At 67.9% G+C, this 20,596-nt stretch carries 12 protein-coding genes and 1 pseudogene; 2 read left to right on the top strand and 11 right to left on the bottom strand.

The features are described from left to right. The 4 genes and pseudogenes from ACXJLU_RS21530 to sctU all read right to left on the bottom strand — a co-directional run. Positions 1 to 555 (bottom strand): annotated as a pseudogene (locus tag ACXJLU_RS21530) (hypothetical protein); the annotation flags it as partial. Positions 556 to 561: 6 nt separating this feature from the next. After that, positions 562 to 1,206: a type III secretion system protein SctP gene (gene sctP / locus ACXJLU_RS21525; protein ID WP_457334476.1), complete on the bottom strand. Its 645-nt coding sequence runs from the start codon at positions 1,204 to 1,206 to the stop codon at positions 562 to 564. Positions 1,207 to 1,222: 16 nt separating this feature from the next. Continuing rightward, positions 1,223 to 3,178, bottom strand: a complete 1,956-nt coding sequence (locus ACXJLU_RS21520) for an FHIPEP family type III secretion protein (protein WP_457334474.1) — start codon at positions 3,176 to 3,178, stop codon at positions 1,223 to 1,225. A gap of 21 nt (positions 3,179 to 3,199) precedes the next feature. Further along, the gene (gene sctU / locus ACXJLU_RS21515) at positions 3,200 to 4,279 is read right to left on the bottom strand and encodes a type III secretion system export apparatus subunit SctU (RefSeq protein WP_457334472.1); all 1,080 of its coding nucleotides are present in this window, start codon (positions 4,277 to 4,279) and stop codon (positions 3,200 to 3,202) included. 161 nt (positions 4,280 to 4,440) lie between these two features. On the opposite strand from sctU, the gene ACXJLU_RS21510 reads away from it, so the two are divergent. Further along, positions 4,441 to 6,186 (top strand): tetratricopeptide repeat protein, encoded by a 1,746-nt coding sequence (locus ACXJLU_RS21510; protein ID WP_457334470.1) that lies wholly within the window; start codon positions 4,441 to 4,443, stop codon positions 6,184 to 6,186. Between the two features lie 239 nt (positions 6,187 to 6,425). Here ACXJLU_RS21510 and ACXJLU_RS21505 read toward each other — a convergent pair whose 3' ends face one another. The 4 genes from ACXJLU_RS21505 to ACXJLU_RS21490 form a co-directional block, all read right to left on the bottom strand. Beyond that, positions 6,426 to 9,050, bottom strand: coding sequence for a hypothetical protein (locus tag ACXJLU_RS21505; RefSeq protein WP_457334468.1), 2,625 nt, complete (start codon positions 9,048 to 9,050; stop codon positions 6,426 to 6,428). Positions 9,051 to 9,068: 18 nt separating this feature from the next. After that, positions 9,069 to 10,019 (bottom strand): CesT family type III secretion system chaperone, encoded by a 951-nt coding sequence (locus ACXJLU_RS21500; RefSeq protein ID WP_457334466.1) that lies wholly within the window; start codon positions 10,017 to 10,019, stop codon positions 9,069 to 9,071. A gap of 723 nt (positions 10,020 to 10,742) precedes the next feature. Continuing rightward, entirely contained in the window at positions 10,743 to 11,459 is a 717-nt protein-coding gene (locus ACXJLU_RS21495) for a lytic transglycosylase domain-containing protein (protein WP_457334464.1), read from the bottom strand. A 7-nt stretch (positions 11,460 to 11,466) separates the two neighbouring features. Further along, complete coding sequence (locus ACXJLU_RS21490) at positions 11,467 to 12,945, bottom strand: helix-turn-helix transcriptional regulator (RefSeq protein ID WP_457334462.1); 1,479 nt, start codon at positions 12,943 to 12,945, stop codon at positions 11,467 to 11,469. 382 nt (positions 12,946 to 13,327) lie between these two features. On the opposite strand from ACXJLU_RS21490, the gene ACXJLU_RS21485 reads away from it, so the two are divergent. Then, positions 13,328 to 15,910, top strand: coding sequence for a chemotaxis protein CheW (locus ACXJLU_RS21485; protein WP_457334459.1), 2,583 nt, complete (start codon positions 13,328 to 13,330; stop codon positions 15,908 to 15,910). A gap of 22 nt (positions 15,911 to 15,932) precedes the next feature. On the opposite strand, the gene ACXJLU_RS21480 is transcribed toward ACXJLU_RS21485, so the two are convergent. The 3 genes from ACXJLU_RS21480 to ACXJLU_RS21470 form a co-directional block, all read right to left on the bottom strand. Further along, positions 15,933 to 18,785 carry a hybrid sensor histidine kinase/response regulator gene (locus ACXJLU_RS21480; RefSeq protein WP_457334457.1) on the bottom strand — a complete coding sequence of 951 codons (2,853 nt, stop codon included), beginning with the start codon at positions 18,783 to 18,785 and terminating at the stop codon, positions 15,933 to 15,935. Positions 18,786 to 18,824: 39 nt separating this feature from the next. Then, a complete protein-coding gene (locus ACXJLU_RS21475; protein WP_457334455.1) occupies positions 18,825 to 20,003 on the bottom strand; it encodes a substrate-binding domain-containing protein in 1,179 nt (392 codons plus the stop codon). A 163-nt stretch (positions 20,004 to 20,166) separates the two neighbouring features. After that, complete coding sequence (locus ACXJLU_RS21470) at positions 20,167 to 20,595, bottom strand: GNAT family acetyltransferase (RefSeq protein WP_457334453.1); 429 nt, start codon at positions 20,593 to 20,595, stop codon at positions 20,167 to 20,169. Between the last annotated feature and the right edge of the window lies 1 nt (position 20,596).

Below are 20,596 nucleotides of genomic sequence, written 5' to 3'. Positions count from 1 at the left end.
GCGCTGGCCGTGCGGGCGCGCGGCGCCGCGCAGCGCGTCGTGCACCGGCCCGGGAAGTTGTTGCGCGGCGATGCGCGCGATCTCGACGCCGTCGCGGCGCAAGCTGCACCAGCCGGTGCGCGGAATCTGGGCGCCGGCCAGCGGCGCGAGCGACACCGCCTGCACGCCGGGCAGCACGAGGCGCGACAGGCGCTCGGTGGTCTCGCCGAACAGCGCTTCGGCAGCCAGCGCACGCAGCGGGGCGCCGAGGTCCGGCGCCGCGGCCAGCGACAGCGCGGCATCGGCGCGGCAGGCGATCGCGAGGCTGAAGCGGCCGGCATCGCAATCGAGTTCGAGTGCGTAGTGCGAGAGATCGTGCGACAGACCGCGCGGCGCGTTGCCGGCATCCGGCACCGCGGCGAGCGACAGGCCACCGCGCCGCAGGTCCAGCGCCTGCCACAGCGCGCCGAGGCGGCGGTCGTGGAGCAGGCGCGAGGCGCTGGCGGCGGCGGTGCCGACGGCCCCCAGGTGGGCGGCGATCGGCGTGACGGGTTCGATGCGGGTGGCAGCGGTCATGGCGATTCAGTCAATGGAGATGGCGACGTCGCGCCGGCGGTTCAGGGACTCTTCGAGCGTCGCGGCGAGGGCGTCGCGATGGGCAAAGAGTAGGTCGCGGGCCTTCGAATCGGCGGTCTCGAAGCGAAGCTGCAACCAGCACGACGAAACGGACAGCGTGAGCGTGGTGTCGGCCAGCACGTCGGGGCGCAGCGGCATGCGCACCTGCCAGCCTTCGCTGTCGTCGACCGCGCGGTCGTTGCAGAAGCGCGAGATGGTCTGCGCGATCGCGGCGACCAGCGGGTGCGTTGGCGCGGCCACGCGGGCGACGCGGGTCGTGCCGTGCAGCAGCGGTTGCAGCAGTTCGGGGCTGGGGATCAGCTCGTCGGCCCAGTCGGGCTCGGCCTGCTGCTCGGGTTCGGGCTCGCGGGTGACTGGGGCGGCGTGCTCGGGCTCGGCCGATACCGCGAGTTCGTCCTCGGCAGGCGCATGCGACGAAGAAGGCTCGGCCTCAGGCCGCAGGCGCTCGCCGAACGGCCGCGCACCGCTGGACGGGCGACGCTGGCGCAGCAGGTCGGTGAAGCTCGGCGCGCGCAGGCTGTCGGCCGGCGCAGGCTGCTTCGGCAGCGTGCTGCGGTGCACTTCGAAAGAAACAGGGCGGGCGCGGCTCATGCCAGTTCAACCGCGGTCACAGCGCGACGCGACCGAGGGGCTCGACCCGCACCTGCGCGCCCAGCTCCTGGTACGAGTACACCGCCAGCCACTTCGATTCCGATTCGACGATGCGCCGCACATAGCGGCGGATGTCCATCGAGGTCACCACCGCGATGCCGGCGCGCGGCGTCATCCCCGCCAGCTCCTTCACGCGCCGTGCGATCGCGGCGACGGCATCCGGCGCCAGCGCCAGGTAGTTGCCGGCCGGTGTCGGCTTGATCGCGTCGCGGATCATCTTCTCGACCGCCGGCTCCAGCAGCACCGCCGACAGCGAGCCGCTGCCCTGCGTCGCGCGGTGGCTGAGCCAGCGCCCGAGGTCGCCGCGCACGTACTCGGTGAGCATCAGCGCGTCCTTCTCCTTCGGGCCCCAGTTGATCAGGCTCTCGCAGATCGCCCGCATGTTGCGGATCGGCAGCTGCTCTTCCAGCAGCCGGCGCAGCACCTCGGCGATGCGCTGCACCGTGACGACCTTCTGCATCTCGGCCACCAGCCCCGGGTACTCCGCGCCGACCCGCTCCAGCACCCACTGCACTTCCTGGATGCCGAGGAACTGGTGCGCCTGCTCGTGCAGCGACTGCACCGCGTGCTTCGCGATCAGCTCCTCGTTGGACGGCTCGCCGTCCGGCTTCGGGCCGATCACCACCTGGCCGCTGCCGTGCGGCACGTCGTGCAGCAGCAGCTCGTACTCGTTGTCGGCATGGCTCGCGCGCGTCCACAGCCGGATGCCGGGGAACGGCAGGCCGAGCTGCTCCTGCAGCCCCAGGCGCTCGCGCTCGAACGCGGCGTTCAGCAGGTCGGACCGCAGCGAGGCCGCCAGCGCCGGCGACATCGTCACCGCGAGCGGCGCGGTGAACGCGCTCGCCTTGTCCTCGATCGCCTGGATGTCGCCCTTGCGGGCCTTCGCGCCTTCGCGCTGCAGGCCCTTCAGCGCATCCGGCTCGCCGTCGTGCCCGCCCTTGGCGCCACCGGCCTGGGCTTGCAGCTTGCGCGCCAGCATCACCAGGAAGGCGGCCAGCGCCAGGAACACGTACCACGGAAAGCCCGGCACCAGCGCGAAGCCGCACAGGAAGCCGGCCGCCAGGTACAGCGCACGCGGGCTGCGCGTCAGCTGGAAGGTGATCTCCTCGCCCAGCGATTTCGGCTTGGTCGCGTGCTCGTCGGCCACGCGGGTGATCATCACGCCGGCCGCGACGCAGATCAGCAGCGACGGGATCTGCGACACCATCGCATCGCCGATCGACAGGATCGCGAAGCGGTTCGCCGCCTCGGCCGCCGGCATACCGTGGTAGGTGATGCCGATCACGATGCCGGCCAGGATGTTGATCACCGTGATGATCAGCGCGGCGATCGCGTCGCCCTTGACGAACTTCATCGCGCCGTCCATGCCACCGTGCAGCTGGCTTTCCATCGCGAGCGCGCCGCGGCGCTGGCGCGCCTCGTCAGCCGTCAGGTGACCGGCGCGCAGGTCGGCGTCGATGCTCATCTGCTTGCCCGGCATCGCGTCCAGCGTGAAGCGCGCGCCGACCTCGGCGACCCGCTCCGAGCCCTTGGCGATCACGATGAACTGCACCACCGTGATGATCAGGAACACCACGATGCCCACCACCAGGTTGCCGCCGACCACCAGGTTGCCGAACGACTCGATGATGTGGCCGGCGTCGGCGTGCAGCAGGATCAGCTTGGTCGACGAGATGTTCAGCGACAGCCGGAACAGCGTCGTGAACAGCAGCAGCGCCGGGAACGAGGTCAGCGAGACCGCGCTCGGGATGTACATCGTCACCATCAGCAGCAGCGTGCTGATGGTGAGGTTGATGGCGAGCAGGCCGTCGATCAGGAAGGTCGGCAGCGGCAGCACCATCAGCGCGAGGATGGCCACCACGGTGGCCACCATCGCGGCATCGCCGCCTATGTTGATCTTGAATTTCTTCATGGCATCCGCCTGGGTCGAGGGTCAATRAACGGGGTTGTCTTCGCCGGGGGTCTCGCTACGCCTGGCGCCGATCTCGTCGACCCAGCGCAGCACGACGGCCACCGCTTCGAACAGTTCTTCGGGCACGGCGTGGTCGACCGGCACCTTGTGCAGCGCGCGGGCGAGCGGAGGGTGCGCGAACACCGGCACGCCCATCGCCTCGGCATGGCCGCGGATGCGCAGCGCCGCGTCGTCCACGCCCTTGGCCAGCACGACCGGCACGCCGGCCTCGTCGGCGCGGTAGCGGATCGCCACCGCGTAGTGGGTCGGGTTGACGACCACCGCATCGGCGCGACCCACCGCCTGCTTCGGGTCCTCTTCGGCCAGCTCGCGCGCCAATTGCTTGCGCTGGCCCTTGATCTCGGGGTCGCCTTCCTGGCCCTTGAACTCGCGCTTGATCTCGTCCTTGGACATGCGCTGGCCCTTCATGAAGTGGTGGCGCTGCAGCGCGTAGTCGAGCGGGGCCAGCACCAGGAACAGCGCCACCGCGAACAGCAGCACCTTGCCGATCGCGCCCCAGGCGATGGCGCCGATCGCCATCGGCGTCTGGAACACCGCGCCCGAGATCAGCGGCAGCAGCTGCACGATGACCTGCCACATCACCGCGCCGATGATCACGGCCTTCAGCACCATCTGCGCGAAGCTCATCAGCGACTTCACCGAGAACACCTTCTTGATGCCCTGGGCCGGGTTCAGGCTGTCGAACTTGGGCTGCACCGCCTTGGGCGTGAGCTGGAAGCCGACGTGCGCGGCGATGCCGACGATCGCGCCGATGGCCGCGACCACCAGCAGCGGCAGGATCACGAACCCCGCCTCCATGCCCATCGCGGCGAGGCGCTTCCAGATCACGTCCATCGGGATGTCGCCGGGGCCGATGTCGAGCGCGAGCGAGATCACGGTGCGGATGCGGGCGACGCTGCTGTCGGCCATCGCCATCAGCGTGCCGACGACGGCCAGCGTCGACGCGGCGATCGCCACGTCCTGGCTCTTGGCGACCTGGCCCTCCTCGCGCGCCTTGCGGAGTTTCTGCTCTGTGGGCTCTTCGGTTTTTTCGTCGGACATGGGGTGACCGAATGCAACGGGCGTCGACGGATTGCCGACATCGACAGGCTAGGCGTGCCGCCGCGGCCAGCCACCACCGGGCGCGAAGCGGCGTGTGCAAACCCGACGTGGCGCGTTCGGCTTTGTTCCGATGAGCGCACGGCGCCCGCACAATGCGGCGCATGCTTGATCCGATCGCCCCGCCGACGGCCGAACTGCAGCGCGTGATCGAAGCGCTGCCGGCCCTCGAAGCCGCCGAAGACCCCGCCCGCCACCGCGGCCTGCTCGAACAGGCGGCGGCGCTGGCCGCCGGCGACGGCGTCGACGGCCACACGCTCGGGCGCATCCAGCTGCTGATGGCGCGGCTGCATGCGCAGCTCGGCGAGTACGAGCTGGCGTATGCGCGGGCGCTGTCGGCCAGCGAGAAGCTGGAGCGCGCCGGCGACACCGCGCGCGCCTCGAGCGCGGACAGCACCTGCATCTCGATCTGCATCGAGACCGGCGACTTCAGCCGGGCGCTCGAGCACCTGCGCCAGACGCAGGCCGGCGCGCGTGCGCGCGGCGACCTGGAGCTGCTGGTGCGGCTGCTGTTCAACCAGGCCTGCACCTTCCTGTGCGTCGACGAGTTCGACGCGGCGGCCAACTGCTGCGAGGAGGTGTTGCGCGTCGCCGCGGAGATCTCAAGCGAAAAGGCAGGCGAAAAGGTGCGCAGCCAGGTGGCGACCACCGCCGAGAGTGCGCGCGCCGCGCTCGGCTTCAGCCGCACCTACCTGGCCGATGCGCACGAGCGGCGCGGCCGGCTGGCCGAGGCCCAGGCCGAGCGGCGGCGGGCCGCCGAGGCGCTGCCGCGGACGAGCGACCGCAGCCCGCTGGCGTCGCTGCACATGGTGATCTACGCGCGCTCGCGACTCGGCGACCTGGAAGGCGCGCGGCACACCGCGTCGATCTTCCTGCGGCGCGTGCGCCAGCTGCCGCGGGCGCCGCGCTGGATGGCGCAGGTGTGGCTGACGATGGGCGTGTACTACCAGCACGCCGGGCGGCCGGGGCGGGCCGCGGCGCGTTTCGAGCGGGCGATCCGCGCGATGCGCAGCATCCGCCATGACGGCGAACTGCCGAACACGATGCAGATGCTGGCCAATGCGCATGCCGCGAACGGCCGGCATGCCGATGCGCTGCGCTGGCTGCGCCAGGCGCATGCGGCGCGGCGCTTCACGCAGCCCGAGCAGGAGCGGCTGCACTACCGCATGGCCGCGCTGGAGCGCGATGCCGAGGAGCGCCGGCTGGAGCGCGAGACCGCGATGCTGCATGCGCAGCGGCTGGCGGTGGTCGGCCGGCTGATGGCGCAGATCTACCACTCGCTGGGCGCGCCGCTGGTGGCGGCCCGGCAGGCGCTGTCGCTGTGCATCACGCAGGCCGACCATCTGAAGCCGGCCGAGATGTCGACGGCGCTGCGCGGCGTGGTCGCGCACATCGACGAGGCGACGGCGCTGACGCGGCAGCTGCGCATGTTTTCGTACCGGGCGGCACCGCAGGCGATGGTGCTCGACCTGCCGCTCGCATTGCAGGAGGCCTGGAACGGCATGGCGATCGGCCGCTCGGGGCCGCGCGAGCCGCTGGCGCTGCACGGCGTGGCGCCGCCGCAGGTGCGTGGTGACGCACAGCGGCTGGCGGTGCTGCTGCGCATCCTGCTGATCGAGATCGAGCGGCTGGGGGGCGCGCAGGCGCCTCAGGTGCTGCTGTCGATGAACGGCTCGGCGGTGCGGGTGCTGTTCGCGTCAGCGGCGCGCGAGGCGGATGCGTCGGCGGTCGGCGGGGTCGGCTTCACGCTGTGCGAGGAGATCGCGCGCGAGATGCAGGGGGGGTTGTGGCGCATGGATGCGCCGGCGGGGGAACTGCGGGTGGCGTTGGAGTTGCCGGCGGAGAGGTAGCCCCGGATGCCAATCCGGGATGGCGGCGTGATGCGCTCCCGGGTTGGCGTCCGGGCTACGACGGCACGAAATCGGCTGATCGAGGACCACGCGAGCCGCTCGCGCAGCACGGCATCGCGGCTGCACACTGTGCGAGGAGATCGCACGCGAGATAGAAAACTCCCTATGGCGCATGAATGCGCCATAGGGCTGCAGCGGGTCGCGTTGGAGCTACCTGCGCAGAGGTCGCTGGATTCGCGTCATTGATGCGTGGACGATGAGTGCTGCATATTTTTGAGCACGCTCATTGCATTTCGGTACAGGCGCACAAGTCCATCTTCGTCATCCATTCTTTTGATGGCCAAGTACAGACCCTGCAGACGATCGTGATTTTTTTCGAGTTCCGCGAGCCGAGCATTATCCTTGGCCCCCGCTGAAATACTAAGAATATCTTCAAGGCCTTTCAAACCCTCATCCTTCTTAATGTGGCTCGAACTCTGCCAATATTCAAGCACATTAATAACCGCTTCGGACGCTTTGGTCTCAATCATTTCGGCGCGCGACCGATCCGAACCGACTTCTTTACCAGTCGACCTGGAAACGACATTTTTCTCAGGCCGCTGCCGTACACGCTCCTTCTCGACCGCCTTTGCTTTCGGCGATCTTGAAATGATATCCATCACTTTCACGACTCTTTGCAGGGCTTTTTTCACCTGATTCCGTCGGTCTTCGGAAGTGGCGCTATCGAGCATCCGTTGCGTTTGTTTTAGAATTGCGCCGCATTTTTGCAACGAGTCTGCCATTGTTTCTAACTTTCCCTCATTTCCATATCCCAAGGTGGACTTGGCCTTGGAAATTTCAAATAGAATGCTCTTAATTTGGAGGTCGAGCCCGCTTATATGATCACCAAGTTGATAGGCGTGAATTACTTCCAATCCCGAATCCATCAGGTACGACTTACGCAGAGGGTCCACAGCAACCTTAAGTTGATTCCGAATTTCTTGTAATTTCAGCGGCCTGTTTCCATTTGTGGAAAATGCGTATGTATCAAACACGACCCGCGGGGCTGTACCCAACGATCTTCTGATATTTCCTTTGGCAAGCCGCACTCCCTCACTCTTCACGTCCTTAGTTCTTTTCTCTTTGAACCCATCGCCCCTCGGCCCCGCAGTGTTGGCTTCCATCGTTATACTTCCAGGCGCAGGTTCGCGCACCTCCGAATTAAATCCTTTGCTTTCCCCAATCGCCCCTTTATATTTAACAACAATGGCTTTTTCTATAGTACCCGTCGACGAGGCCACATCGTCATTTTCCGACATTGAAGAACGCCCGGGGCTGCCCGTGTTATTTTCCGAAGAATGCATCTCGCTCGATCCCTCGGGCAACGTTATTCCTTCCCACTCTTGTTTATAGTCAGGGTTGCCGAAATCGGTGCGCCAGCCTTTTTTCTCAAAATATTCCACCCTATTACCCCTGGAGCCGAAATACCCATCTTCGACACTGGAAGACGCCGCGTCCGTATCAGGCAACGCAGATTCACTTCCTGATTCTTCGGCATTACTCTCCGCCACGCTCGACGCAGCCGAGCGGTCAGATCTTTCATACGGCACCGAGGATTCACTGCGACTTGACGATACCAGTTTGGGTGAAGGGACGTGACTCCCCACATTTTCATGCCCCGACCTGCGCGCTCTATCGACATCTGCCGGCGCATCGACTTCAGAACCTGAAACATCGAGAACAATATCGTTTTCGGCTCTTTTTCTAGGTGCCTGCGGAAATATTTGTCCCAGCCGTTCCCTACAGCCATTCCGAAATGCCTTGTAATTCGAGCCGGCCTCGAAGTCAATTTTCTTTATATTTGGATTGATGGTCAAAATTCTCGCAGCCCCCCCCAAAGTAGTATCGATGGTCCGATATTTATCCTTGGTCTCCATTTCACCATTCTTATTTCTTCTTCGCACGATTTTTGATCCGTCCTTCGATGAGCCGAACAGAGGAGTCAAAATCACGGAATCTGGCATTACATCGTTGTCATCCCTTTTCTCAGTGACGGCGTGGAAAACGGACTGATAGGCCGCGCGCAGCTTGGCACGAGTGGTATTAATCCCCCGTGTCCCCTTTTTGATGATTCCGAATCTTGTTCGATTTCTGCTGATTGCCTTCGTATGGAAAGCAAAGCTATTCTTACCATTCTTCTTCACCATCACGTCACCAACTTCACGTCGGTTCACGTGGATGACGGTACCGCTTACAGAGCCATCCTCGGGCGCACGGTGGCGAGGCGAACCGATGCTGATCCGCTCTCCCGCCTTCGAAAGGCGCTCCGCAAGGTGAAACAAGCCGTCATCTAAAAATGTCTCCTTATTTTCGTTTGCTTTTCCCTCGCACGTGAGAAGCATGTTTGCCCCGGCGACCGCCAACGACAAATCAAACCCGTCTCCGCGAAGTAGGCAACGGAAATGCCTCACCGCATCTCTGCAAAATTTCTCTTGATCTTCCGTTTTCTCGAGAATACCCGCCAGACCCGGAGCACACTCACGCACGACCCTGTCGGTGATACCAGGGTCCATGTAGTAACCGTGTTGCACTTCAGGAGGCAAATCATCAAATCCACCAGGCACAAAATCCGAATAGGAAACACATTCCTTTTCCTGGCCCTCCTCATCGGGCTTATTGGCCCTGCCATAGTTTGAAATAGTGTTTGCTGCTTGTTTGATATGACGCAGACGGTCGACGCGCTCTTCCTTTGTGCGCGGAAAAACCCTGTACTCGCCATCTTTTTTTGAGTGACGGAAATTGACGTCATCCATCCAGYGACGCATTGATTTAAGTGGATTCACACCACGAAGACGAAGAAAGGTACCAGCATCAGAGTTCGGCATCTCAAGCTCCAAAAATCATCAATTCAACACATCGACCAGTTCGTCCACCGGGCGCGATGGCACCTGCGATGGATTCCGGCTTCGCCAGCAGGCATCGAACCATTCCGTCGAGCTGCGACCGATATCGAGGATCTCGGTCAGCAAATCCTGACTCGTCCAGTCCGGACCGAGGCAAGTACTTCGGTACACCGCCAGGTCCGCAGGCTCTTCCAGGCCGAAGCCATCCGCCCCGCCGGTGGCATGGGCTTCCGTCGCCTCCAGCAGCTCCAACAAGATCTCGACCGGCTGAACGATCGGCGCCGCACCGTATACGCACTCCAGGGTCAACCGGGCCGACCCCGGCTCGGCATGCACCAGGGTCACCTCGGCATCCCCCACCGCGAGGCGAAGCGCCAAGACCTGAGGCGGCGCATCGAGTTCATCGACACCGTCCACGCGCTCGTCATCGCACACCTCATGCAGCACACGCACCAACTCCGAACGCACATCGGCGTCTGGCGGCGACGACGGCTCATCAGGCGATTCCACCGCCGGGATTGCTTCTTCGTCCAAGCTCCGCCCGGCGCGCCAGTGATGGGCCTGCTGCGCGATCGCAGCCATCACGGCTTCGATCGTGTCCTTCTCGCACTGCGGCAACGGAAGCTGCATCCCGAAGGTGATCGCATCGGCTTCCCGCCGCCAACCAAAGCTGCCCCGGCCTGAGACCTGCAGCCGGCGGTTGAGGCGCAGCAGCTTCCGCAGCGCCCACTCGTCCCGAGGGGCGGCGCCGAACTCGCATTCGAGCAGCAGGTGGTCTCGGTGCAGAGGCGCGTGGAACGAGATCTCGAAATCGACCCCGTCCATCGTGAACCCCACCGCATCGGCTGCTTCGCCGTCGTGGCTGAGTTCAGGTGCGGGCTGTCCATTCGCCTCGAACAGTGCGCGCATCCGCTGCACGAACAGGCTTTGCCATCGATCAGGGTCATCCATCGGAACTGCTCCAGGCCAGGTGATACGCCAGCCCGCGGCCGCGGGCGTGTCTGCTGTGTCACCGCATCACGCGCTGCGTTCCGTCGCCGCTGCATGTCGGGCGCTCTGGTCTTGGAGATATGTCCCTGTCAGGTGCGTGTGGCCACGCACGAACTCACCGGCTCAGGCTGCGGTAGATCGCGATTCCGGTCGAGCGTTGAGGCCATGGACTGTGGCACCCATGTCCAGTGCACCTTGGGACGCGATCAGATCGACGGGTCCAGAATCTTCTGCACACTTGACAGCCCAGCCGATTGAACCTGACCCGGAACCCGCTGGAGGGCTCGACCACTCAGCAGAAGTCCGGCGAGTCATGTGCATGTTCACGACGCATGCGCAGAACTCGATCGGCACACGATGCCAGATCATCTCTGGTGCAGTTCACTAGCAGTTTGAAGGTGCAGTAATGAATACGATTGTTCGAGGAATGACCCGCGTCGCCAGCAATGCGCCGAGGGCCATTGCAAAGGCGCCCGGCAGAGCCGTTCACGCTTTGGTCCGATACGCACGAGACGGCGCCCACAGGCTAAACCGTGCCGTGACCGGCGCGCCCGCGGCTGAACTTGCGGCTATCAAGGACATCTGGGAGAACCTAGACCAGCGCTGAATACGCCTCTGCATGAGCCTGCCAGTATTCTTGCGGATAGAAGGCTGGCAGGCCTTTCGGTGTCCCACGAGCAAGCCTCACCGACTCAAGCTCCTGTAGATCGCCATCACGTTCTGCACGTAAGCCTGCGTCTCCGGGTAAGGCGGGATCTCCCGCCCGTACTTCATCACCGCGCCCTCGCCGGCGTTGTAGGCCGCCACCGCCAGCTCCGGCTGGCCTTCGAACATGTTCAGCAGCAGCCGCAGGTAGCGCGTGCCGGTGCGCAGGTTGGCCTCCGGCTCGAACAGGTTGCGCTCGGCATCGGCCAGGCCCATGCGCGAGGCCGTCGCCGGCATCACCTGCATCAGCCCGATCGCGCCCTTCGGCGACACCGCGTTCGGGTTGAAGCGCGACTCCACGTGCACGATCGCGCGCAGCAGGTTCACGTCGGTGCCGAAGGCACGCGCCACCGATTCGATGATCGGGTCGTACGCGGTGACCCGCTCGGCCGACGGCACCACCGAGATCGCGACGGCCGACGGCGGCAGCAGCATCAGGCTGCCGCCGCGGCGCTGCACCTCGGCCGCCAAGGCCGCATCGGACAGTCCCAGGATCGAGGCCACGTCCTGCGACGTCAACGGCTTCGCAGCCGGCACCGGTGGAAGCACCGGCACGCACTGCACGCCGCCCTCGATCAGCCGCGCGCTCAGGTAGCGGTTGCCGAACGCATCGGTGCAGTCGTAGGCCGCACCCGCCTGCGAGGCCATGCCCGCCATCAGCGCGCCGATCGACGCACGCAAACCATGCGAACCCATGATGGGCTCAGTACGCCGCAGCCATCTGGTCCGCACGGCCGCGGCGCGCCAGCGTCTCGGTCGGCGTCTCGCGGAAGTACTTGCGGTACGAGGTGACCAGCGTCGAGCGGTTGCGGATGCCCCAGCGCGCCGCGGTCTCGATCACGCTGTGGCCCGGTGCGTCGTCGCGCAGCAGGTCGGCGCGGATGCGCTCGACGCGGCAGCGCTGCATCACCTCGCCCGGCGTCATGCCCAGGTGGTTCTTGAAGGCCCATTGCAGCGCCCGCTCGGTCACGCCCATGTCGTCGGCGATCTCGCGCACGCTCAGCTCGGCGCAGTCGAGGTGCTCCAGCAGGTAGCGGTAGGCGCGGCGGTACTTGGCCGGCAGCCGCATCTCGATGTCGTCCTTCACCGCCACCGGCGCCGCCGTGCCCGGCCGCGCCGCGCGGTCGTCGAAGGCCGATTCGGTGCGCACGCACTGCATCGACTCGAGCGCGTAGCGCTGGTAGTGGCGCATCGATTCATCGACGCGGCCCGACAGCGCGCAAACCTTCGCGAGGCAGTAAGACAGCTCCATGCGCCAGCGCTGGCGCCCGCCCATCTCGGCCTCGCGCGATTGCAGCGGTTCGAGCGTGGCCCGCGCCAGCTCGGCCTGGCGCTGGGTGATCGCGACCAGCGCGGTGTCGAGCCGCGCCTGGCGCTCGAGCGTCGCGAGGCCCAGCGTGCGCAGCCCGGCGATGTGATCCGGCAGCGCGGCCTGCGCGCGGGCGTCGCCGCAGCCGGCCATCACCAGGTCGCGCAGCTGGCGCAGCCGGCGCGCCACCAGCGGGAAGCGGCCATGCGCGTTCATGCAGTGCTCGATCGCCGACACCGGCTGCAGCTGGGCCGAAGCCGGCATGCGGTCGACCAGCGGCGATTGCCAGAACACGTGGTCGCGCAGGTCGTCGTGCGCGCGGATCTCGCTTTGCGCCAGCAGCTCGACGCGCACCAGGCTCACCAGCATGGCCAGCTGGGCCGAATCGTCGTCGCGGGCGATCTCGCTCGCATCGTCGAGCGCCTGCATCGCGCGCTCCTTCTGGCCGAGGCCCTGGCGGGCCATCGCCATCGCGCACAGCGCTTCCACCTTCTGCGCCGGCGTCGCGGCCTCGTCGACCGCGATGCGGCCGAAGCAGGCCGCGGCCGTGCCGTAGCGGTGCTGGTACAGGCTCAGGAAGCCGGTGCCGCGGCACGACACCACGCGCACCGTGCCGCGCTGCGCGCCGCCGGCCAGCTTGACGGCCTGGCGGTAGGTCTCCTCGGCTTCTTCGGCGCGGTCCAGCGACAGCATCAGGTCGCCGCACAGCTGGGCCAGCTCGCTCAGCATGTCGTCGCCCAGGTGCGCCGGGCGGTCGCCCAGCAGCTCTTCGGCTTTCGAGACGGCTTCCTGGACGCGGCCTTCGAGCACCGGTGACATGAGGGCCTGGACGTGTTCGTGGCGGGCCAGGACGGTGAGGACTTGAATCTGCATGGCGATCTCTCCTTTGAGTGCAAGGTCCGATGCAGGACCCGATGCAGCTCAGTCTCGTGATCGCACGAAAAAACAAGCTCATGAACTCTCAGTCACGCCTGGCACCTCAGAAACGAGAAACCGAAGGCCGCCGATTCGCAAGCCTGCGAAAACGCGTCGCGGCGCGCCCGAGACTGACACCGGGCTGACACCGCGGCGCCGTCGGCGCGGCCCGGCGGATGCGTTTCTGTCGCGTGATGCGCAAGCGTGATCCGTTTCACGAAAGTACAGGTGTACCGCGCCGTGGATCGGCCGATTCTCAAAGTTGAGACCGTCTGTGTCGGCTGAGGGCTGCCAGCGAGGCGGATGTCTCACGAAGTCACTTGAATCCTCAGGAAGAACCATGAAAAAGATCTGGCGCCGTGGGATGCCTTTCTCGCCCGACGTGGCCCCGCTGGTGTCGCGCATGCCCGCGGTGGACGAATACCGCGAGTCGCTGCTGCGGCTGCAAGGGGTGTGGGACAGCCTGTCGATGCTCGGCCAGATGAGCGGCACGCTGCCCGACATCGCCGCCACGCGCGCCGCGTTCCAGTCGCTGTCGGAAGACCTGCTCGACAGCCTGGGCCGCAGCCTGCTCACGAACGTCGCGCAGCGCATGCGCAGCCAGGCGCAGGTGGCGATCGACATCCTGGTGCGCAACCTGTTCGAGCGCACCGCCGACATCGGATTCCTGAGCACCGATTCGCAGCTGCGCGAGGTCGTTCGCGCGAGCAAGGACGCGGACGGTGCGGATGCCCCGGCGCTGCGCGCGCTGCAAGCCCGCTTTGCCGAGTACGCGGCCAAGTACACCGTGTACGACGACGTGATCGCGCTGGCGCCCGACGGCCGCGTGCTGGCGCGGCTCGACGATTCGATCGATGCGCAGCCCGCTGGCCGCGAGCCCTGGCTCGCGCAGGCGCTGCAGGGCGGCCCCTACGTCGAGCACTTCGGCCCGTCACCGCTGATGGGCGGCCGGCGCGCGCTGCTGTACGCGGCGGCGATCCGCGTGGACGAGCGCATCGAGGGCGTGCTGTGCCTGTCGTTCCGCTTCGACGACGAGATGCGCGCGATCTTCTCGCAGCTGCTGGAGGCGCGCGACCGCAGCGTGATCGTGCTGACCGATGGTGCCGATGCCGTGCTGGCCTCGTCCGACCCGTGGCAGGTGCCGGTCGGCGCGCCGCTGCCGCCGGCCGCAACGGGTGCCCACCCGCTGGCCCGCTTCGCCGGCCGCGAGTACCTGATGGTGCATGCCGCCGCGACCGGCTACGAAGGCTACATGGGCCCCGGCTGGTCGGCCCGCGCGCTGGTGCCGGTCGACCAGGCCTTCGACACCTCCGAGCTGCAGGACACGCTGCAGGGCGCGGCCGATGCCGACGACCTGCTCGCGCGCCTCGACACCCGCGAGCTGTTCGGCGAGGCGCTGCGCACCATCCCGATGCAGGCGCGCCACATCCAGCGCGACCTGTCGCGCGTGCTGTGGAACGGCCGGCTGCGCCCGACCGGCGAAGGCACCTCGAACGCGTTCGCCGCGACGCTGCTGCGCGAGGTCGGCCAGACCGGCGAGCGCATCCGCCAGGTGTTCGAGCAGGCGATCGCCAACCTGCACCGCTCGACGCTGAACGCGGTGTTCGACGAGGCGCGCCACCATGCGCGGCTGGCGATCGACATCGTCGACCGCAACCTTTACGAGCGCGCCAACGACTGCCGCTGGTGGGCGCTCGACGGTGTGCTGCGCGGCGTGCTGTCGCAGCCGGCCGCGCAGCGCGATGCCGCGCGTGCCGCCGCGGTGCTGCAACGCATCAACGGGCTCTACACGGTGTATGCGCTGCTGGTGCTGTTCGACACCGACGGGCGCATCGTCGCGGTGTCGGACCCGGCCGAGCACGCCCGCTGCGGCGAGCTGCTCGACGCGCCGTGGGTGCGCGAGACGCTGGCGCTGCGCGACCCGCAGCAGCATGTCGAATCGGCGCATGCGGCGAGTGGGCTGTACGGCGGTCGGCCGACCTTCGTGCACGGGGCCGCGCTGCGAGCGAACGACGGCACGGCAACCGTGGTCGGCGGCATCGCGATCGTCTTCGATGGCGAGCCGCAGTTCGCGGCGATGCTGCGCGACGCGTTGCCGCTCGATGCGCAGGGCGAGCCGTCGCACGGCGCGGCGGCGCTGCTGGTGACGCGGGCCGGCACGGTGGTCGCGAGCAGCGACGTCGCGCGCTGGCCGGTCGGCAGCGGCTGGTCGGTGCCGGCGGACTGGCAGCCGCTCGCGCGCGGCGCGTCGGCCAGCACGGTGATCCACCTCGACGGCGTCGCGTGGAGCGCCGGCTGCAGCGTGTCGGGCGGCTACCGCGAGTACCACGCCGATGGCAGCGTCGGCCCGCACGACCTGCTGTCGGTGGCGCTGCTGAAGCTGGGCGCGGTGCACGCCCACGCGCCGGCCGCGCCGATGGTGTTCGACAACGCCGCCACGCCGCCACGCGGCATGGAACCGCTGCTGTCGATCGCGAGCTTCCTGTGCGCCGGCCAGTGGCTGGGCGTGCCGTCGACGACGGCGCTGCAGGCCTTGCAGCAGCCGCGCATCGCGGCGCTGCCGAACGCGCCGGCGCATCTGCTCGGCATGCTGGAGTTCGAAGGCCGGCTGCTGCCGGTGGTCGACCTCGGCGTGCTGCGCGGCACCGGCGCGGCGACCGATCCGCAGGCGCCGCTGGTGGTCGCGCAGGGTTCGCGCGGGCAGCGATTCGCGATGCGGGTCGACGAGCTTGGCCCGGTGTTCGAGGTCGCCAGCTCGCGCGTGCAGTCGCTCGCGCGGCCGGGGGGTGTGCAGGAGCGGCTGGTCAGCAGCCACCAGCGCATGCTGATCCTGATGGACATCGACGGGCTGGTCGCGCAGGCCGGCATCGCGGCCATGGCGCTCACCGAGGTCGGCGAGGTCAGCGAGGTCGCGCTGGTCTGAATGCCAACCCGGGGATCAACCTTCACTTGGGCCCCATGCTCTCCTTCACCAGCGCACCCAGCGCCCGCACCTGGTACTCGTTCGCCAGGCGCCGCACCCGGTCGGCGAACGGCCGGTAGCGCGCCTCGGCCTGCGCCAGGCGTTCCGCTTCGTCGCAGATCGCCGCCATGTTGCCCGCGAGCGTCAGCCGGTGCAGCTCCTGCAACTCATCGGCGCCCGGGATCGACTCCGGCGCCAGCGGCTCGCTCGCCGCCGGCGGCTGCGCGTCGCCTTCACCGTCGCGGTAGATCCAGGTCAGGTCGAGCAGCTCGCCCATCTGGCGCAGCAGGCTCTCGCGGCGCACCGGCTTGGCCTCGAAGCCGTTGCCGCCCGACGCGACCCACTTCTGCCGGTCCTCGGCCGTCACGCTGGCCGAGATCGCGATGATCGGCACCTCCTTCAAACCCTCGTCCGCGCGGATGTGCCGCGTGGCCTGCAGCCCGTCCATCACCGGCATCATCATGTCCATCAGGATCAGGTCGGGCTTCTTGGCCTGCGCCCGCGCGATCGCCGTCTGCCCGTTGTCCGCCTCGTCGATCTGGAAGCCGAGCAGGCGCAGCAGCCAGGCCAGCATCTCGCGGTTCTCGGCGATGTCGTCGACGATCAGCACGCTGCGCGGCGCGCCGGCATAGCCGATCGCGCTGCGCTCGACGCGCGCGGTGCCGGCCACCGTCTTCGGCACCTGCACCGTCAGCTCGAACCAGAAGACGCTGCCCTCCTCGGGCACGCTGCGCACCAGGATGTCGCCGCCCATCATGCGCACCAGCTGCCGGCTGATCGACAGCCCGAGGCCGCTGCCGGCCACCCGGCGCGCCGCGTCGTGCACCTGCGCGAACGGCTGGAACAGCCGCTCCATCTGCACGGCATCCATGCCGATGCCGGAATCGCAGACCTCGAAGCGCAGCTGCGCCCGGTCCTCGTCGACGCTCAGCAGGTGCACGACCAGCTGCACCTGCCCGTGGTCGCTGAACTTGACCGCGTTGCCCAGCAGGTTCAGCAGCACCTGTCGCAGCCGCCGCTCGTCGACCTCCATCGCCTCGGGCAGCTCGCCGTGGATCTCGAGCGAGAACGCCAGGTTCTTCTGCTGCGCCTTGATGCGGATCAGGTCGCCGATCATCCCGAAGAAGCTGGCCGGGTGGACCGGCGCCGGCAGCAGGTCGAGCCGGCCGGCCTCGATCTTCGCGATGTCGAGGATGTCGTTGATCAGCATCAGCAGGTGCTCGCCGCTGCTCTGGATGGTCTTCAGGCCGGCCGCCTGCGGCTCGCCGAGCGTGGGGTCCAGGCGCAGGATCTGCGTGTAGCCGAGGATGCCGTTCAGCGGCGTGCGCAGCTCGTGGCTCATGTTGGCGAGGAAGGTGGTCTGCGCGCGCTGCGCCGCGATGGCCGCGTCGCGCGCCGCGGTGAGCTGCTGCTCGGCGGCACGCCGCAGCGTCGCGTCGCGCACCACCAGCACGCGCAGCGCGCCGCCGCCGTGTTCATCGTGCTCGCCGCCCGCCGCGTCCTGCACCGACATCCGGCTCACCGACACCTCGACCGGAAAACGCCGCGCGTCGTGGTGCAGCCCGATCGCACTGCGCGGCGTGGCCTGCTCGACCTCGAGCGGCGGATCCAGCTCGGCCAGCAGCTCGCCGAGGGCCATGGCCAGCCCGTCGCGCTGCGGCGCGGCCCGGCCGAACATGCGCTCGCCGGCCGGGTTGAGCTGCAGCACGCGCTCGCCGCGCACGACCAGGATGCCGTCGGCGGTGTGGTCGATGATGGCCGCGAGCCGCTGCTGCTCGATCTCGAGCGACGCCCGGGTCTGCGCCAGTTGCCGCCGGTCCTCGAGGAAGCGCTCGACCGCGCGCGCCATGCCGCCGATCTCGTCCTCGCCCTGCACCGGCACCTTCACCGGCCCGCTCGTCGACTCCAGCCCCGCCAGCGCCTGCGGGTGGTCGCTGCGCAGGTGCTGGCTCACCTCCTGCAGCCGGCCGATCACGTGGTGGCCGAGGAAGACCCGCGCCACCGCGACCGCCGCCAGCACGCTGCCGATGAACAGCGCGAAGATCCAGCGCTGGCGGCGCTCGGACGCGTCGACCACCTGCTGCACCGCCTCGCGGTACGCGGTGGACGATGCGGTCGACCAGGTGCCCGCCGCGGCCCCCATGGCCTGCGACTGGCGGCCGATCTCGTCGCGCAGGCCGGTGATCATGCGGTGCTGCGCGATCAGCTTGTCGCGCATCGCGAACAGCTCGCGCACATCGGTCGCCAGGCCCGGCTGCCGTGCCGACGAGGCCAGCAGCGGCGGCAGGCGCGCGCGCAGGCCCTCCAGCTCGTCGGGCCGGGTCGCGCCGCGCAGCTGGTACAGCAGCGCCAGCAGCGGCAGCCGCTCGGAGCCGACCGGTGCCTCGGGCCGGCCGAAGCGTTCCTCCATCAGCGCCCGCCAGCGCAGCTCGGTGTTCAGCGAATCCTCGCGCAGCTGCGTCGCCACGTTGGCCGAGTTGCGCAGCAGCTGGCCGGCCTGGTGCAGGTCGAGCACGACCAGGTCGCCGCTGGTGGTGCTGATCTGCGTGACGATGGCATCGAATTTCTGCAGGTGCAGCTCCATGCGCTCGAAGCTGCCGTGCAGCGCGATGCCGGTGTCGGCATTGATCAGCTGCGAGGCATCGAGGGCGATCGTCGCGGTCTCGGCCACCAGGTCCTGCGCCAGCCTCACGCGCAGCAGCCGCTCCTCGGCCAGTTGCCGCGACGCGACGGCCACCTCCCGCACGGCATACAGCGCGAAGAGGCCGCCGGCCCCGAAGATCAGCGCCAGCCCCGCCAGCGCGAGCGCGAACTGCCGGCGAAGCGAATGGGGCAACAGCTGGCGCCGCTTCACGGAACCACCGGCCGGCGGGTGTCAGCGCTTCCAGAGCCGCCGGTAGGCGTCGCGGTAACCGTTGTCGGGGTCGTAGAGCATGCGCGAGCCGCCTTCGCAGGCGATGTTCTCGGCGGTGACCAGGCGCGGCGGCGCGACGAAGCCGCTGGTCGGCTGGTGCGCGAACAGCCGGTTCAACTCGTCCACGGTCTGCCAGCCCTGCTGGTTCAGCGGATCGGCGGCGGTCGCGGTCTGGAACGATTTCGCCGCGATGCGCAGGAAGGCCGACGAGCTGCCGTCGCCACCGGAGATCAACCGCACGCCGGCGCCGGGCTGCTGCGCGGTGATCAGCGCCGGCACCATGTAGTCGAAGTAGATGTCGTTGACGGCCAGCGCATGGGTCAGGCTCGGACCGTAGCGCTGCAGCAGCTGGGCCGTGACGGCGGCCATGCGCGAACCGGTTTCCTCCATGCCGACATCCAGCATCTCGAGCACCTTGCACGCCTTGCAGGCGCGGATCACCTCGGCCATCGCATGGGCCTTGGTCATCGCCATCCCCAGCTTGGAGTCGGTGAAGATCACCACGCCGGCGCGGCCACCGGCGTCGATGATCGCCTTCGAGGCCGCCATGCGGGCCACCAGCAGCGGATCGCTGGTGACGTTGGTGCGCACCGGCGTGCCGGCGATCGGGCCGGGCCACGGGTTGGCATGCCAGCTGACCAGCACGATGCCGCGCCGCTCGAACGGCACCAGGTCGTAGGGGCCGTAGCCCTTGGTCGCCGAGCCTTCGAGCGTCAGCCCGCCCATCAGCGCGATGCCGTCGGGGTGGAAGGCCATCACCTCCTGCATGACCTTGTCGCGGTTGGCGACGATGCCGCCGAGGTCGAAGACCTTGACGGTCCAGCCGATCGCCGCGGCCGCTTCGCGAAAGCCCAGCGAGGCCGCCAGCACGCCGCCGTTGCGCAGGTCCTCGATCACCAGCGCGATGGATTTGCCGGGTTGCGCCGGCGGGCCGGCGTCGACGCGGGGCTCGTTGCCGCAGCGCACCGCCGAGTCGACCACCTGCTGCGCCTCGGCGAGCGGCGTGGCGGCGGCGGGTCGGGCGTCGGCCGCGCGGGCTTTGCCGGCGAAGGGCGGTGTCGCGAGCGCCGCAGCGACCAGCACCGTCAGCATCAGGGCGCGCGGGCAGGCGCGGATTCGGGCCAGGGTTCGAACCAGCATGAGAGACCTCCTGTCAAGGCTGTCCACTTCGGATCGGCAGCGCGGCCAGGCATGGCGCGCTCTCGACAGGTCTCTTATCGGTGCTCGGCCGGCCCGGCACAAGAGGGTCTGTCCGAGGGTCAAATGTCAGGGTGCCCCGATCGCGGGGGGGCCGGGGACGCGCTCAGTCGTCGCGCTCGAGGCGCTTGCCCATGCTCATCACGTCGTCTTCCGAGAAGCCGAGGCTCTCGTAGAACGCGATCACCGCGGTGTTGCCGCGGCGGATCTGCAGGTTGATCTTCGGGCAGCCGCGCTCGCGCAACCGCAGCTCGGCCCAGTCGACCAGCGCCCGGCCGAGGCCGCCGCGCTGCAACTTCGGCGTGACGGCCAGGTAGTTGATCCAGCCGCGATGGCCGTCATAACCGGCCATCACGCTGCCGACCAGCTCACCATCGCACTCGGCCACCGCGAACAGCTCGGGCTGCTCGGCGAACTTGCGCGCGATGTCTTTCGACGGGTCGTTCCACGGCCGGGTCAGGCCGCAGGCCTGCCACAGCGCGATCACGGCCGCTTCGTCCTCGGGCCGGCAGAGCCGGATCTGCCAGCTCAGCATG

This window comes from Rhizobacter sp. P5_C2 (assembly GCF_054049715.1).
The sequence above is the reverse complement of the archived record's forward strand: the minus strand, read 5'-3'. Positions and strand labels throughout refer to the sequence as shown.